15 protein-coding genes are annotated in these 16,728 nt (G+C 39.7%); all 15 read left to right on the top strand.

Annotated elements, in window-relative coordinates; genetic code table 11:
* Nucleotides 1-158: 158 nt before the first annotated feature.
* The 15 genes from PVA17_RS16810 (at nucleotide 159) to miaA (ending at nucleotide 16,663) form a co-directional block, all read left to right on the top strand.
* On the top strand, nucleotides 159-1,001 hold the full coding sequence (locus PVA17_RS16810) for an ABC transporter permease (protein WP_274068347.1): 843 nt from the start codon (nucleotides 159-161) through the stop codon (nucleotides 999-1,001).
* A complete protein-coding gene (locus PVA17_RS16815; RefSeq protein WP_248718254.1) occupies nucleotides 1,001-1,786 on the top strand; it encodes an ABC transporter permease in 786 nt (261 codons plus the stop codon). The genes PVA17_RS16810 and PVA17_RS16815 overlap by 1 nt, the downstream gene beginning before the upstream one ends.
* Nucleotides 1,783-2,784, top strand: a complete 1,002-nt coding sequence (locus tag PVA17_RS16820; protein ID WP_274068348.1) for an ABC transporter ATP-binding protein — start codon at nucleotides 1,783-1,785, stop codon at nucleotides 2,782-2,784. The genes PVA17_RS16815 and PVA17_RS16820 overlap by 4 nt, the downstream gene beginning before the upstream one ends.
* On the top strand, nucleotides 2,781-3,569 hold the full coding sequence (locus tag PVA17_RS16825; RefSeq protein ID WP_132357335.1) for a DeoR/GlpR family DNA-binding transcription regulator: 789 nt from the start codon (nucleotides 2,781-2,783) through the stop codon (nucleotides 3,567-3,569). The genes PVA17_RS16820 and PVA17_RS16825 overlap by 4 nt, the downstream gene beginning before the upstream one ends.
* Nucleotides 3,562-4,569 (top strand): histidinol phosphate phosphatase domain-containing protein, encoded by a 1,008-nt coding sequence (locus PVA17_RS16830; protein WP_132357334.1) that lies wholly within the window; start codon nucleotides 3,562-3,564, stop codon nucleotides 4,567-4,569. The genes PVA17_RS16825 and PVA17_RS16830 overlap by 8 nt, the downstream gene beginning before the upstream one ends.
* 91 nt (nucleotides 4,570-4,660) lie before the next feature.
* Nucleotides 4,661-4,855 (top strand): hypothetical protein, encoded by a 195-nt coding sequence (locus PVA17_RS16835; protein ID WP_274068349.1) that lies wholly within the window; start codon nucleotides 4,661-4,663, stop codon nucleotides 4,853-4,855.
* Nucleotides 4,852-5,061 (top strand): hypothetical protein, encoded by a 210-nt coding sequence (locus tag PVA17_RS16840; protein WP_274068350.1) that lies wholly within the window; start codon nucleotides 4,852-4,854, stop codon nucleotides 5,059-5,061. The genes PVA17_RS16835 and PVA17_RS16840 overlap by 4 nt, the downstream gene beginning before the upstream one ends.
* Nucleotides 5,062-5,257: 196 nt before the next feature.
* Nucleotides 5,258-6,802, top strand: a complete 1,545-nt coding sequence (miaB, locus tag PVA17_RS16845) for a tRNA (N6-isopentenyl adenosine(37)-C2)-methylthiotransferase MiaB (RefSeq protein WP_132357330.1) — start codon at nucleotides 5,258-5,260, stop codon at nucleotides 6,800-6,802.
* Nucleotides 6,803-7,240 carry a YlbF/YmcA family competence regulator gene (locus PVA17_RS16850; RefSeq protein ID WP_132357329.1) on the top strand — a complete coding sequence of 146 codons (438 nt, stop codon included), beginning with the start codon at nucleotides 6,803-6,805 and terminating at the stop codon, nucleotides 7,238-7,240.
* Nucleotides 7,241-7,698: 458 nt separating this feature from the next.
* Nucleotides 7,699-8,313 (top strand): outer spore coat protein CotE, encoded by a 615-nt coding sequence (cotE, locus tag PVA17_RS16855; RefSeq protein WP_248718259.1) that lies wholly within the window; start codon nucleotides 7,699-7,701, stop codon nucleotides 8,311-8,313.
* 119 nt (nucleotides 8,314-8,432) lie between these two features.
* Nucleotides 8,433-11,012: a DNA mismatch repair protein MutS gene (gene mutS / locus PVA17_RS16860; RefSeq protein ID WP_132357328.1), complete on the top strand. Its 2,580-nt coding sequence runs from the start codon at nucleotides 8,433-8,435 to the stop codon at nucleotides 11,010-11,012.
* Nucleotides 11,013-11,026: 14 nt separating this feature from the next.
* Complete coding sequence (mutL, locus tag PVA17_RS16865) at nucleotides 11,027-12,910, top strand: DNA mismatch repair endonuclease MutL (protein WP_132357327.1); 1,884 nt, start codon at nucleotides 11,027-11,029, stop codon at nucleotides 12,908-12,910.
* A gap of 299 nt (nucleotides 12,911-13,209) precedes the next feature.
* Complete coding sequence (locus PVA17_RS16870) at nucleotides 13,210-14,856, top strand: glycerol-3-phosphate dehydrogenase/oxidase (RefSeq protein WP_132357326.1); 1,647 nt, start codon at nucleotides 13,210-13,212, stop codon at nucleotides 14,854-14,856.
* 3 nt (nucleotides 14,857-14,859) lie between these two features.
* Nucleotides 14,860-15,774: an alpha/beta hydrolase gene (locus PVA17_RS16875; RefSeq protein WP_132357325.1), complete on the top strand. Its 915-nt coding sequence runs from the start codon at nucleotides 14,860-14,862 to the stop codon at nucleotides 15,772-15,774.
* Nucleotides 15,761-16,663 carry a tRNA (adenosine(37)-N6)-dimethylallyltransferase MiaA gene (gene miaA / locus PVA17_RS16880; RefSeq protein WP_132357324.1) on the top strand — a complete coding sequence of 301 codons (903 nt, stop codon included), beginning with the start codon at nucleotides 15,761-15,763 and terminating at the stop codon, nucleotides 16,661-16,663. Before PVA17_RS16875 ends, miaA begins: the two co-directional genes overlap by 14 nt.
* The last annotated feature ends 65 nt before the right edge of the window (nucleotides 16,664-16,728 follow it).

Genomic DNA, 16,728 nt, shown 5'->3' on the forward strand with positions numbered 1-16,728 from the left:
GGAGTGAAGGCTGGGCGCGCACAGGAAAGCGCTCGGCCGTTTAAATAGTTACTTTGAAGATTTACCGGAACAATTTTAGCTTTTATCGGAATAAAATCTAATTTTATCGGAACAATTTCAGTTTTACGATAAATGGCCGCTATTAACTATAGAAAGAAGTGATTGTTGTGATTTCGAAGCGGCAAACAGTTGCCTGGCTTTCTCCTTTTCTAGTACTTGTCTTGTTATTTTTCTTAGTACCGTTACTGTATATGCTCATCACAAGCTTTCAAAATAGTGATGGTTTTACACTCGCACAATATCAAACTGTACTAACGAACGATTACATTTTACAAGGCTTTACAAATAGTATTACACTGTCTGTTATTTCGGCAGTCATTGCCTTAATGGTTACCCTATTTGCTGTTTATGCGATTATGAGATTTTCTGAGCCAGTGCGTGAGAAAATTTTAATACTAACAAATTTAACATCAAATTTTTCAGGTATTCCATTAGCTTTTGCCTTTATTGTATTACTGGGCAATAGCGGGCTCTTTACATTGCTATTCGATAAATGGGGTATTGACACATTTTCATCATTTTCTCTTTATAGCTGGGGTGGCTTGTTACTGATTTATATTTATTTTCAGCTACCATTAGCCTTAATGCTTTTATACCCAATTTATGATGGGATTCAGCAACAATGGAAGGACGCAGCAGCATTACTTGGAGCTTCTACATGGCAGTTTTGGATGAAGATTGGGATCCCTGTTATGCTTCCTGGGATTGTTGGAACATTTAGCGTATTGTTTGCCAATGCAATGGGAGCATATGCCTCTGCCTATGCACTAACTAGCAGTAATTACAATTTAGTAGCCATTCGTATTGGTTCTCTTATTAAGGGAGATATTTTTGCACAACCAGAGCTGGCAAGTGCTATTGCAGTAATACTAGCAGTAACGATGGTGACGGCAATGCTATTGAGTGAGTGGAGCATTTCAAAAACAAGGAGGAAGTTATAATGAAAAAAAGAGGCTTTGCTGATTTATTTTTCCTCCTGTTAGTGGTGTATTTAGTGTTGCCAGTTGTTGCAACAATGCTTTATGCCTTTGCGACGAATTGGAATAAGACCATTTTGCCAGAAGGATTAACATTGACATGGCTTGCGGCATTATTTCAGGATGCAGAATTTATACAGGCGTTTGGACGTTCTGTTTTATTGTCTAGTGGGGCTGTCATGATTGCATTGCTCGTTATCGTACCAGCTATTTTTGTAATCGTGTTGTATTTCCCAAAATACGAAAAATGGATACAGATGGCTGTTGTAATGGTGTATTCATTCCCCGGAATTATTTTAGCAGTCGGGCTCATTCGTGTTTATAGCAAATTTGGTGTGCCGATGATTTTAGTAGTTTTAGGGGCATATGTCATCGGTATCCTCCCATACATTTATCAGGGGACACGCAATAGTTTGCAGAATGTTGATGCACGACAGCTTATAGACGCAGCGCAATTACTGGGAGCATCTAAATTGCAGGCATTTACGAAAATATTATTACCTACCGTTTACCCAGGCTTATTTGCTGGGGCATTATTATCGTTTTCCGTACTTTTTGGAGAATTTGTACTGATTAATCTAGTGGTTGGTTCTCGCTTTGAGACGGTGCAAATTTATTTAATGAAGAAGCTTAGTACAAGTGGACATATTGCTAGTGCAGTTGTCTTTATTTATATCGTTCTTATGGGCTTATTAACGTACGCTATTGCAACATTAACGAAACGATCGAAAGGTGCTACAAATCTATGAGTTATATTGTAATTGAAGGACTTCATAAAAAATATGGATCAACGACGGTTTTATCAAATATAAATATGAAGATTGAAAAGGGTGAATTTATAACTCTTTTAGGTCCGAGTGGCTGTGGTAAGAGTACAATCCTGCGTATTTTGGCAGGCTTAACAGATGCATCTGTAGGAAAAATTAACATAGAAGGCAAGGATATGAATCGTGTTCAACCAAAGGATCGCCAAGTTGGTATGGTGTTTCAATCTTATGCACTATTTCCAAATATGACGGTGAAAGAAAATGTAGCCTTCGGTTTACGAATGCAAAAAGTCAATACTGTTGAAGTGGATCAACGTGTTCAAGAAATACTTGAAATCGTGCATTTAAGTGAAAAAGCGCATGCATATCCGAAAGAATTATCTGGGGGTCAGCAGCAGCGTGTTGCCCTTGCTCGAGCATTAATTGTACGTCCAAAAGTATTGCTATTAGATGAACCGCTCAGTGCTTTAGATGCCCAAATTCGTAAGAAACTTCAAGCAGACTTACGAGCTATTCAACAAAAGCTAGGTATAACGATGATTTTAGTTACGCATGACCAAGAAGAAGCAATGGCTGTTTCTGACAGAATATTTGTGATGAATAATGGGATGATTGCACAAAGTGGAACACCTACTGCGATTTATACAAGCCCTGAAAGTGAATTTATCGCGAATTTTATCGGGCATTACAATGTTTTTACGCGTCAAGCCCTTGAGAAAATGATTGGCGAGGCATTGCCAAAAGAATACTCAAAATTTGCGATTCGACCAGAAGCCATACATCTCGATCAGAGACAGGGGGATGTTTGTATGACTGGAGAGGCGAAGCAGTCATTAATGAGTGGCAATGTTATTCGGACAACGTTTGAGGGTGAATGTCTCTTTACGATGGAACAGCTACACCAACGAGGGCATTCGTTTGAGCTTGGTAAGCAATATGAGTGCTATATAGCGAAGGAAGATGTGATTGCATTATCATGACATATGCAAAAATTGAACGTTTTGAATTTATTTTAAAACAATTAGAGGCTGATGGAAAAATTGTCGTTGCCAATATTGCAGATGAATTACAAGTAGCACCAGAAACGATTCGTAGAGATTTTGATGAGCTGGAGCAACAGCATTTATTAACGAGAGTACACGGAGGAGCTGTAAAGTATACGAACGTTAGAAATGAACCAGCATTTTTACGTAAGCTTCAAATGCAAAAAGAGGCAAAGCGTAATATAGCTCGTTTAGCAGCTAGTCGTATAGGTGGCGGAGATACAATTGCGGTTGATACAGGTACAACGACAGTGCATATTGCAGATTTTTTATTGGCAGTCGACGATATAACTGTCGTAACCAACTCTATCGCTGCAGCTGTACAGTTTAATTTAGCGATAGAAGAGCGACGAATGACTGGAAAGGTCATATTACTTGGTGGAACGACCAATCCAAGGCAATCCTCAGTAACAGGAGCTATGACATTGGAATTGTTAGGAAATATGAATTTTGATAAGGCATTTATTTCGTGTGGTGGAATAAGTGATGGTATCGTGTACGATTATGATTTGGATGAATCATTAATTTCTAAAAAAATGCTTGATCGTAGCAAGATGAACTTTTTATTAACGGATGCATCTAAAATAAATGGCAAGTCCTTTTATCAAATTTGTCACATAGAGCAATGCTCAGAAATTTTTTGTGATATAGCTTGCCCATTAGAGTGGCATGCGTATGAGGAAAAGTGGACGGTTTGCAATGGAGGGAAATCGGATGGTTGATTATCATGTACATTTAGAGGAGGGGCCCTATTCATTTCGTTGGCTAGAGCGTACTTCTCAGGCAATTAAATTTTTTAATGAAGATGAAGGAGCAACAAAAGGCTCTAAAGCATTTATAGAGCTACAAATGCAGCAGTTATCAAAGCGTTTACAGAATGGTTGCTATAGTGAGGAATGGTTAGATTTATATTTACAACAAGCAAAGCAGCTTGGTTTGCGCGAGGTTGGGATTGTCGACCATCTCTATCGTTTCAAGGAGACGCGAGCATACTTTGAACGTTATATGCAATTAGATGACAATGAAGTTGGTAGAGCTCAGCGTTACTGGCTTGATTGTGTCATGACTGAAAGCATGGATGATTTTGTGTCAACTATTAATCGAGCAAAGGAAAAATGGAGACGTCAAGGTATTTCCTTAAAGCTTGGTATTGAGGCAGATTATTTTGTCGGCGGTGAAAAAGAATTAGCATCATTATTAGAAGGTTATCCGTGGGATTATGTCATCGGATCTGTCCATTTTATGGATGGCTGGGGCTTTGATAATCCTCAAACCCAATACATATTTGAGGACATGGACGCAGTAGCCTTACAGGAAAACTTTGCACGTTTTTTTGCTACAGTAGAAAAAATGATCTTCTCGAATATGTTTGACTTTGTGGCGCATTTAGACAATTTTAAAGTGTTCGATTATCAAGTGAAGGACACGGCTTTTCTTGACTCTTGGTATGAAAAAATTGCAAAGGCACTTGTAACCACACAAACTGCCACTGAAATAAATGCCGGTTTATATTATCGCTATCCAGTAAAGGAAATGTGCCCAGGACCGCGTTTCTTGCAAATTTTAATGGAGCATGGTGTAGCTTTTACAGTTTCTTCAGATGCGCATTTCCCAGACGATTTAGGCAAATACACATTTGCGAATACAGCTTTACTAAAAAGCTATGGCGTTCAAACAATTATTGGATTTGACCAACGCCAAAAACAATCTATAGAACTATAATAAACGTCGCCGTTGATGGATATCTTCGGTGATTTTTTATTTTTAGGGAGAGTGTGGATGGGCGGTGGAGGGGCTTCGGTGAGGTGATAGGTTGGTTAAGCAAAGCGATGGAATTAACGTGAAGGATGGGGCAAGCGAAGCAATGGAAGGAATCGGCGAGGTGATGGAAAGATTCGTCCAAGACGGAAAGAGATCGAAGCGACGGAAGGATTTGTCCAAGCGACGGAAAGAACCGTCCAAGCGACGGAAAGAATCGCCCAGGCGACGGAAGGAACAGACAAAGTGACGGAAAGAGATCAAAGCGACGGAAAGAACTGGCGAAGCGACGGAAGGAACCGTCCAGGCGACGGAAAGAACAGACGAAGCGACGGAAAGATTCGTCCAAGCGACGGAAGGAATAGACGAAGTGACGGAAAGAGATCAAAGCGACGGAAAGAATCGCCCAGGCGACGGAAGGAATGGTCCAAGCGACGGAAGGAACAGACGAAGTGACGGATACCCCTCCCCCTGCAAACTGACGATTTCCCTCCTGCATCCTAATGAGAATATACATCTAGCCACCGTGCAATTAAGTCTAAACCGCGACATTTAGTACGCAAACCTTGTAGGATGTAGCAATTATTCAGTATAATAGTAAAATGGGAATTCAAATGTATGGAATTCGTTTGAAAGGAGTTACCTGATTGCAATGAATGAAGAACAACGCTTAGCAAATCAACAAGTCAATCAACCAAAAAAAGAAGACAAGCCTGAAAAGGATTATAGTAAATATTTTGAAACGGTCTTTACGGCACCTTCATTAAAAGATGCTAAAAAACGTGGGAAAGAAGAAGTTAAGTACCATAAGGACTTTAACATTGCAGAAGAGTTTGCAGGTATGGGTACGGGGCGTACTTTTTATATTCGTACGTATGGCTGCCAAATGAACGAGCATGATACGGAAGTGATGGCTGGGATTTTTATGCAGCTAGGTTATACGCCTACAGATGTGATTGATGAAGCTGATGTCGTGTTACTGAATACGTGTGCTATTCGTGAAAATGCAGAAAACAAAGTATTTGGAGAACTGGGCTTTCTACTAAAATATAAACGTAAAAATCCAGAGATGCTTATTGGGGTTTGTGGCTGTATGTCACAGGAAGAATCTGTTGTAAATAAAATTTTAAGAAGTTATCCACATGTCGATATGGTGTTTGGTACACATAATATTCATCGTTTACCGAACATTTTAAAAGAAGCATATATGTCTAAGGAAATGGTCATTGAGGTTTGGTCCAAAGAAGGCGATGTTATTGAGAATCTGCCGAAAAAACGTCTTGGATCCATTAAAGCTTGGGTAAATATTATGTACGGCTGTGATAAATTCTGTACGTATTGTATTGTACCTTATACACGTGGTAAGGAGCGTAGTCGTCGTCCGGAAGAAATCATTGCAGAAGTTCGTGAATTAGCGGCTGCTGGCTATAAAGAAATTATGCTACTAGGGCAAAATGTCAACGCTTACGGCAAGGATTTTGAGGATATTGAATATCGACTTGGTGATTTAATGGATGAATTACGAAAAATCGATATTCCACGCATTCGTTTTACAACGAGTCATCCACGTGATTTCGATGATCATTTAATTGAAGTTCTTGCAAAACGTGGTAACTTAGTTGAGCATATTCATTTACCAGTACAATCTGGTTCAAATGATGTGCTAAAAATTATGGCTCGTAAGTATACACGTGAGCATTTCCTTGGATTAGTAGCGAAAATTAAAGCGGCTATTCCGGAAGTAACACTAACGACTGATATTATCGTAGGCTATCCTAATGAAACAGAGGAGCAATTTGAGGAGACATTATCCTTGTACCGTGAAGTAGGCTTTGAAATGGCCTTTACGTATATTTATTCTCCTCGCGAGGGTACACCTGCTGCAAAAATGGTGGATAATGTACCTGAAGAAGTGAAAAAAGAACGTCTTCTACGATTAAATGAAGTTGTAGGGGAGTACTCTCGAAAAGCATTAGAGGGCTTGAAGGGTGAAATAGTAGAAGTTTTAGTCGAAGGTACAAGTAAAAAACGCGAAGATGTATTAGCTGGCTATACGCGTAAAAATCGTCTTGTAAACTTTAAAGCGCCAGCACATTTAATAGGTCAATTAGTGAAAGTAAAAATAGTTGAGGCTACTTCTTATTCACTAAGTGGTGAATTTGTAGAAGTAGTAAAAAATGAAAAGGTGGAAGCGTAAATGTCACAAGTATTGTATACAAAAGATGATTTAATCAAGAAGTCACACGAAATTGCGCATATGATTGCCAATACGCAAGAAGTTGAATTTTTCAAAAAAGCCGAAGCACAAATTAATGAAAACCAATTTGTACGTGAGCGTATTGCAAGCTTAAAAAGCCTACAGAAGCAAGCTGTTAACTTCCAACACTTAGGAAAAGAAAAAGCGCTGAAATTAATTGAAGATAAAATCGAAAAAATTGAAGAAGAAATCAATGCAATCCCAGTGGTTCAACAATTTAAAGAATCTCAAGTGGATGTAAATGATTTATTGCAATTAGTTTCGAACACAATTGCTAACAATGTTACAAATGAGATTGTTCGCTCAACTGGTGGAGATTTACTTCGTGGAGAAACTGGCTCATACGTTGCCAATACAACACCAGGCAGCTGCTCATAAAAAAATAAAAATAGCTCGAATGCTAGCATTCGGGCTATTTTTATGTGTTTAACTTCTTTCAGTGGGTGTCCAAATATCCGTACCTGTTGCTATTTTTCGGGACAAAAGACATCCTCTGAATAGAGAAACTTAGTTTAAGAACGCCATGTTCTTTAGTATTACCGAAATGACCGGCATCGTGTCGATCCTCATGCAGGACTAAGTACAAAGCCGATTCCGTACGCGTTGCAAAATGTATACTGCGCGAAAGCAAAGCGACAGCGGCCAATGTTCTCTGTAGCGAAAGCAAAGCCCACAACTTCAAATGTATTCTGCGCGACAGCGGCAATTAGGCCTCGGCATAATTGAATAATGCTCTTGGAAATTAGCGCAATTCAGACAACATAGTATGAAAAAGTCAGTAATTTGATTCTTAAAAATATATGTTCACCCAATAGGCGCTACCTGCATATGATGGAGTGAAAAGAGTCAAAGGAGGAATTGCGCTGAAACGTTTACGACAAATCGTGACGAGAGCAGTAGTTGCCAAAGGGAAGAAGAGAACGGAAGAACGTGTAACATTAAGTCCATCGAATAAACCGACGAGTATTCTCGGTTGCTGGGTTATCAATCATACTTGCTCCGCGAAAAAAGTCGGTAAATTTGTAGAAGTATCGGGAAAATTTGATGTTAATGTATGGTATGCCTATAGTAGTCATTCGAAAACAGCAGTATTTTCTGAAACGGTCCACTATAAAGACAAAGTGAAGCTTTCTTTTAGAGACGGTGAAGTGAGTGCTGGTGATGATGTTCGTGTACGTGTTATTCAAGAGCCAAACTGTATAGAGGCAATTATCTCCCCATGTGGTACGAAGTTTGAAATCGTAGTAGAACGTGAAGTAGTTGTAGAGGTAATGGGAGAAACGACTATTTGCATTAGTGTACATCCACTAGATTTCGAAGAGGAATGGAATTTTGATGAGAGCTCTTCCTCGTCTTCATCTAGCTCCAGTTCCAGCTCATCATCTAGCTCCAGTGAAGAAGGCAGGTATGTTTTAGAGTCCTCATCGTTTCCTGATGAGAGACAAAGATAATACTAAACATTCTATACATGCGAAGCGCTAGCATCTTAAAAAAGGTGAATTAAGCGTTTCGCATGTATCTTTTGTTATAATAAAAATATCTATATGGTAAGAGCGAGGGAATTTTTAAAATGACAACTTATACACCAATGATGCAACAGTATTTGCAGGTAAAGGAAGATTACAAGGATGCCTTTTTATTTTTTAGATTAGGTGACTTTTACGAGATGTTTTTTGAGGACGCTATTAATGCCTCTCAACTTTTAGAAATTACATTAACGAGCCGAGATGCAGGTGCAAAAGAGCGTATTCCAATGTGTGGTGTTCCACATCATTCGGCAAAAAATTATATTGAAACTCTTGTGCAAAAGGGCTATAAGGTTGCTGTTTGTGAGCAAACAGAAGATCCGAAGCAAGCAAAGGGTGTAGTAAAACGTGAAGTTGTTCAGCTTATTACACCAGGAACGATCATGGAAGGTAAGTCGCTTGATGGTAAAACCAATCATTTTATTGGTGCTGCGGAACAACTTGACGATATGACATTTGGCTACGCTTATTTAGACTTATCTACAGGTGAAGCGGTAGCCTCCTCGATTGAGGGTGACGGTAAGGCACTGTTATTGCAAATGCAGGCATACGGTATTCGTGAATTAATTGTAACGGAAAGTTTGCAGCTTCTATTAGCAGAGCATGCAGTAAACGCGGGTATCGTCCTTTCTATTGAAACAGATGAAATGACAATGGCTAAAGCTGCACATTATTTAGATGCGGTGCCAAATGATTTACAAATTGCTTGCCTTCGTTTGCTCGCTTATATTGATAAAACACAAATGCGTTCATTATCACATATTCAAGCATTTACTTACAATGAAATGAAAAATTATTTACGTATTGACTCTAGCTCTAAGCGTAATTTAGAGCTTATTCAATCTATTCGCGGTGGCGATCAAAAAGGCACGCTTTTATGGTTGTTAGATGATACAGTGACAGCAATGGGAGGGCGCAAATTAAAGCAATGGTTACACCAACCTCTTGCTTCACGTGCTGCCATTGACGAAAGATTAGCATACGTCACTGATTTATTAGAGGAATACTTTGTAAGAACAGAGCTACAAGCCTCTTTAAAACAAGTATATGATTTAGAGCGTTTAGCGGGACGTGTAGCTTTTGGTAATGTTGGTGGACGAGATTTAGCGCAGCTACGTGATTCATTGCGTCAAGTACCTACCATACAGCAGCAACTACTTGGTACCGATAAAGAAACATTGCAAAAGCTAGGCGCGGCGCTTGATACTTGTGCAGATGTAGAGGCACTATTAGCACGTGCTATTACAGACAATCCACCAATTACAATTAAAGAGGGTGACGTCATTCGCGATGGCTATGATGCACGCTTAGATGAACTACGCTATGCTTCTCGTAATGGGAAGGATTGGATTGCACAGCTAGAGCAAGAGGAACGGACGAAAACGGGCATTAAAAACTTAAAAATCGGCTACAATCGAATTTTCGGCTACTATATTGAAATTACGAAGTCTAATATCCATTTAGCAGATTTAACACGTTATGAACGTAAGCAAACTTTGGCCAATGCTGAGCGTTATATTACACAAGAGCTTAAAGAAAAAGAAGCATTAATTTTAAATGCCGAGGAAGAGAGTTTAACGTTAGAGTATAATTTATTTGTGAAAATACGTGATGAATTAAAGACGTTTATTCCACGTGTCCAAGCGTTAGCAGCGAGCATTAGTGAGCTAGATGTACTATTAAGCTTTGCAAGTGTTTCAGAGAAATATCGTTTTACGAAGCCGGAGTTTCATGGCGGACGTTCGCTAGAAATTATTGAAGGGCGCCATCCGGTTGTTGAAAAGATGCTTAATAAGCAAATGTATGTACCAAACGATTGTGTACTTGAGGAAAATAACAATATGATGCTTATTACAGGTCCGAATATGTCCGGTAAAAGTACGTATATGCGTCAAGTTGCACTTATTGTTGTCATGGCGCAAATGGGCTGTTATGTACCTGCTGAAAAAGCTAGATTACCAATTACAGATCAGATCTTTACACGCATCGGTGCAGCGGATGATTTAGCTGCGGGACAATCTACATTTATGGTGGAAATGTTAGAATCTCAGCATGCCATTACGCATGCTACAAAAAATAGTTTAATGCTGTTTGATGAAATTGGTCGTGGGACATCTACTTATGATGGTATGAGTCTTGCTCAATCTATGATGGAATACATCCATGACAAAATTGGGGCAAACACACTGTTTTCAACTCACTATCATGAATTAACGGCACTCGAAAAGGAGCTTCCTCGACTGCAAAATGTACACGTATCTGCTACTGAAAAAAATGGCACGGTAGTCTTTTTGCATAAGGTGAAAAAGGGTGCTGCCGATAAATCTTACGGAATTCATGTAGCACAGCTTGCGCAATTGCCAGAGGAAATTTTAACAAGAGCACAAGTATTGCTTGAAAACTTCGAGGCAGGAAACGAAGCTGAAAACAAAGTGGCCGTGGTACAGGAAGTTGTTGAAAAGCCAGTGCAAATGTCACTATTTTCGGAGGGAGAACCAATCTCTCCAGCAGAGTTAGAAGTGCTGAAAAACCTAGAAAAAGTAAATATTCTTGGCACTTCACCAATGCAAGCGATGAATATTTTATACGAATTACAGCAGCAACTAGTAAACACAAAAAAGTAAAGGAGTGATACGCTATGGGAAAAATACAAATTATGGACGAGTGGCTGTCCAATAAAATCGCGGCAGGGGAAGTAGTTGAGAGACCAGCCTCTGTAGTGAAAGAGCTTGTTGAAAATGCCATTGATGCAGGAAGTACGTCCATTGATGTTTTTTTACTAGAAGCGGGCCTCACTTCAATTCAAATAATTGATAATGGTAGTGGTATGGATGAAGAGGATGCGTTAATATCATTCTCTCGCCATGCGACAAGTAAAATTCATCAAGAACACGATTTATTTCGTATTCGTACTCTCGGGTTCCGTGGTGAGGCCTTAGCTTCCATTGCATCGGTGTCAAAAATGACGCTTATTACATCTAATGGTGAATCAGGAACGTATTTAGAGCTTGAGGGTGGGCATATTGCTACACATAAACCTGGCCCTTTGCGCAAGGGAACAGATATTACAGTGGCACAGCTATTTTTCAATACACCTGCTCGATTAAAATATATGAAAACACTACAGACCGAACTTGGGCATACAATTGATCTGATGAACCGTCTTGCACTCGGAAATCCACAAATTGCGTTTAGATTATTGCATAACGGTCAGCAGTTGTTACAAACGAATGGACGAGGTGACGTACAACAAGTATTAGCAGCCATTTATGGTGTGCATAATGCGAAAAAAATGGTGTCATTCAATGGTGAATCACATGATTATAAAATTTCTGGCTTCGTATCACTACCTGAGGTCACTCGAGCTTCGAAAAACTATATGTCATTGTTTGTAAATGGTCGCTGGGTCAAGCATTATTTGGTACAAAAAGCGATTGTCGACGCCTATCATACGTATTTGCCAATTGAACGTTTTCCGATTGTTGCGCTCTACATAGAGGGTGATCCTTATTTAACGGATGTCAATGTTCATCCTGCCAAACACCAAATACGTTTAAGTAAGGAGCCTGAGCTTCTTAAGCTAATTGAAGAAACAATACGAGAGAAAATCCGCAATGTTATTCGGGTACCGCTAATGGAAAAGAAGGAGAAAGTGGTAAAGCCTGCGACGGAGCAGTTAAATATTTGGAAACCTGCACCAAAGCTTAATGTGGAGAAAATGAATGCTATTGTAGAAAAATTGTATGATGTGCAAACAGTGCAGGAATCGAACACCATAGATCCTATAGTGCCACAACCTAAATCCGTTCCTACTGCCATTGAAGATAGCTGGCAACCGACAGCAGTGATGGAGAATCCTCCTGAAGAAATGAATCCTCCCGAAGAAGTGAAGTTAGAGGAGCCAGTGGAAATACTAGAGGATGAGCCTACTAAAGAACCATTCCCTGCGCTTGAGGTGGTAGGGCAAATTCACGGCACGTATATTGTTGCACAAATGGAGGATGGCTTTTATTTAATTGATCAGCATGCTGCTCAGGAGCGTATTAAATATGAATTTTTCCGTGAAAAGGTTGGTCAGGTGAACCCAAATGAGCGTCAGGCTTTATTGCTTCCGTTGACCTTTCATTATGCTGCTGACGAAGCTCTTATACTAAGAGAAAATAGTCAGGAGTTAGAAGCTGTTGGCGTATTTTTAGAGGAATTTGGACAGGCTTCATTTGTAGTGAGGGAGCATCCTAGTTGGTTCCCTAAGGGAGAAGAACAAGAAATTATTGAGGACTTAATTGAACAGGTACTAACAACTAAAAAGGCGGACGTCAAAAAATTACGTGAGGCGGCAGCGATTATGATGAGCTGTAAAAAGTCGATAAAGGCCAATCATTATTTAACGAAAGAGCAAATGGATACGTTACTGCTAGATTTACGCAATGCCGACAATCCATTTACTTGTCCACATGGACGTCCAGTGTTGATACATTTTACAACGTATGAAGTGGAAAAAATGTTTAAACGGGTAATGTAGTTGTAACGCCTAGAACAACAGTTCACATTTGTTAAAACGTATGCCATTTATATAAGTTGATTGGAGTGGAGACTGGGCGACTCCTTGGGGATTAACAATAGAGGAACGAAGGCTAAAAGCATCACATCCTGTGATAACGCCTTCGTGACCAACATCGTGCTGCTGTCGCTACGTTGCACTCACGCTTTCGCGAATGATATTAGAATTTCTATGTTTAAAGTTATTGCTAGTTATACAGGCTAGCATACGCAATAGAGGTTACACGTATTTTTAAATTATAGCTAATGGGGGAAAAAGTTATGTTTTCATTCGAACATCGTCCTAAAATTATGCAGTTATTAGAGCACTATAGCTTTGACGTTTTAGTCATTGGTGGCGGCATCACAGGTGCTGGCATTGCACTTGATGCAGCATCTAGAGGGCTATCAGTCGCTTTGATTGAGAAGCAGGATTTTTCTGCTGGCACATCAAGCCGCTCAACAAAGCTTATTCATGGTGGACTTCGTTATTTAAAGCAACTTGAAGTAGGTGTAGTAGCTGAGGTTGGGCGTGAGCGTGAAATTGTATATGACAATGCTGTTCACGTGACAACTCCTGAAAAGATGCTACTACCATTATATAAGAAGGGCTCACTTGGACCTTTTACAACATCAATGGCACTGAAGGTATATGATCGATTAGCAGGTGTGAAAAAGCACGAACGTCGAACAATGTTAAACTCTCAGGAAACGGCAGCGCTAGAGCCATTACTCAATCGAGATGAGCTTATTGGTGGTGGCTACTACGTAGAATATCGGACAGATGATGCCCGTCTGACAATTGAAGTGCTGAAAAAAGCTGTTGAATATGGGGCGCTTTGTCTAAATTATGCGGAGATGACCGAATTTTTATATGAGAAGAAAAAGCTTGTTGGGGCACAAGTGAAGGATCATATTACAGGGAAAACGATTGAAGTACATGCTGCGCAAATTGTCAATGCAACTGGGCCTTGGGTGGACGAGGTTCGCCACAAGGATAAAGTAGCAGACAAAAAGCAATTACGTCTCACAAAAGGAGTCCATATTGTCCTTGATCAAAAGGATTTTCCATTACGACAAGCAGTCTACTTTGATATAGTGGATGGGCGTATGGCCTTCGCTATTCCACGTGATGGTAAAGCCTATGTAGGGACAACAGATACAGTTTACGAAGGAGACCCTGTACATCCCGTCGCTACCCAAGAGGATGTTGATTATTTAATTGCTGCTGCAAAAACCGTCTTTCCAACGGCAAATATTTCAAGAGATACGATTGAATCGTCATGGGCAGGTGTGCGTCCACTTATTTTTGAAAAAGGCAAGGATCCATCGGAAATTTCACGCAAAGATGAGATATGGACGGCTCCGAGTGGACTAATGACGATTGCGGGTGGCAAACTAACAGGCTACCGTCAAATGGCAGAGACAATCGTTGATAAAATTGTGAAAACACATAAATATAAGCATGCAAGTTCATGTGTAACACGTGAGTTATCACTTTCTGGTGCAAAAGGCATTAATGCCATTAATTTCACTGATTATTGTACTTATAAAGCGAAAGAGGGCGTTCAGTACGGTCTAAATTATGATGAAGCAAAACAGCTTGTACAAAAATATGGCACGAATGTTGATGCATTGTATAACCAGGTGAAATATTTGCATGAACATGGAAGTACGATGCCCTTAGCCTTACATGCCATGCTACTTTATGGCATAGAAGCGGAAATGGTGTATACACCAAGTGATTTCTTTATCCGTCGAACAGGCTTATTATACTTCGATATTGATGCGGTAAAACGTTATAAACAGCAGGTCATTCAAGTTATGCAACAACATTTTAACTATACAGAGTCACAAAGAAATACTTATGTCGCACAACTAGAGCAAGCTATTGTAGATGCAACAAATTTTGCGGAGGAGGGAGTGTAGGCAATGCGTTATATTGAAATGTCAGATGGCCATTTTCTGTTTACTCGGACATTAAAGCCATTGAAGCCATGTATTGGTCATATTCATATTTTACATGGTATGGCGGAGCATAGTGGACGATATGTTAAATTTGCAAATAGCCTAAACGAAGCTGGTTATGCAGTGACAATGCATGATCATCGAGGGCATGGAGAAACAGCAGCCTATAATGGCACACTAGGTTTTTTTGCTGAAGAAAATGGGTTCGATCGCGTCGTAGAGGATGTACATGAAGTAGTAACAATATTACATGAACAATTTACAGATGTACCATTGATTTTATTTGGTCATAGTATGGGATCGTTCATTACTAGAAGATATATTCAATTGTACAGCGATCAAGTGGATAATGTCATTCTTTGTGGAACAGGAAACGTTACAACATTGCATACGATGGGAAATTTAGTAGCAAAAGTATTGGCTAAACAACTGGGTAAAGATACGGAGAGCAGGTTATTAAATAAGCTGAGCTTTGGTAGCTTTAATAAACAGTTCCCGAATTCGAAGACTACGTTTGACTGGTTATGCTCAGCGGAAGACGAGGTACAAAAATATATAGATGATCCGTATTGCGGCTTTATTCCAACAAACCAATTTTTTGTGGATTTAACAACAGGTTTTATGTCGTTAAACCGTAAAAAAGAGATAGCAAAAACAAAAAAAGACTTACCTATATTATTAATAAGTGGTAGTAAGGATCCAGTCGGAGAACAAGGCCAAGGTGTTTACGCTGTCGCACAACAATTGGCAGAAGCGGGCATACAGGATGTCACGGTTTACTTATTTGAGGATAAGCGCCATGAAATCCTAAACGAGGACAATCAAGAGGCAGTCTATCAAGTTTTATTACGGTGGTTAGAAAAATATGATACAAGATAAACTACAGCAGGCAGAGGTCGTAGCAATTGTAGGGCCAACTGCTTCTGGGAAAACGGCACTAAGCATTGAGTTAGCAAAAAAATATAATGGCGAAATTATCAACGGTGACTCCATGCAAGTCTATCGAGGATTAGATATTGGAACAGCGAAAATTACGGAGGAAGAGATGGAGGGTGTACCCCATCATTTACTAAGCTTCAAAGAGCCAACAGAGTCTTTTTCAGTAGCAGACTATCAAAAATTAGTGCGAGCTAAAATTGCAGAAATTCAAGCGTGCGGTAAGCTACCGATTATTGTAGGGGGCTCGGGTTTATATGTGCAGGCAGTACTCTATGATTTTCAATTTACCGAGGAGCAGGTAGATGAGGTGGCACGAAAAGCCTATTATGCAGAACTGGAGAAATTAGGTCCAGAGGCAATGCATGCTAAGCTTAAAAAACTTGATCCACAAACAGCAGAGACGATTCATCCAAATAATACTCGCCGTGTTATACGTGCATTAGAGATGATTGAGCTTAGTGGCGTTTCAAAGGCATCCGAAGCACAAAATCGTGGAGAAGTCCCACTTTACAATCATGTAATCATAGGGCTTGGACAAAATATGTCACGTGAGGTGCTTTATGATCGTATTAACCGCCGTGTTGATATAATGATGGAAAAAGGACTTTTAGAAGAAGTAAAAGGCCTATGGCAGCAAAATATACGAGGTGTACAGTCAATCCAAGCAATCGGCTACAAGGAATTATATGATTACCTTGATGGAAGATGTTCTTTAGAAGAAGCCATTGACAGCTTGAAGCAAAATTCTCGCCGCTATGCGAAAAGACAGTTAACATACTTCCGCAACAAAATGGATGTATATTTTGTTAATAATGGCGAAAAACTTTAATTAATTTCTAAAAATTACTAATTGCTAAATTGGTAGAACATGCTACTATAGGAATGAAGAGGTAG

Source organism: Lysinibacillus sp. CNPSo 3705 (assembly GCF_028674935.1).
Lineage (GTDB): Bacteria > Bacillota > Bacilli > Bacillales_A > Planococcaceae > Lysinibacillus.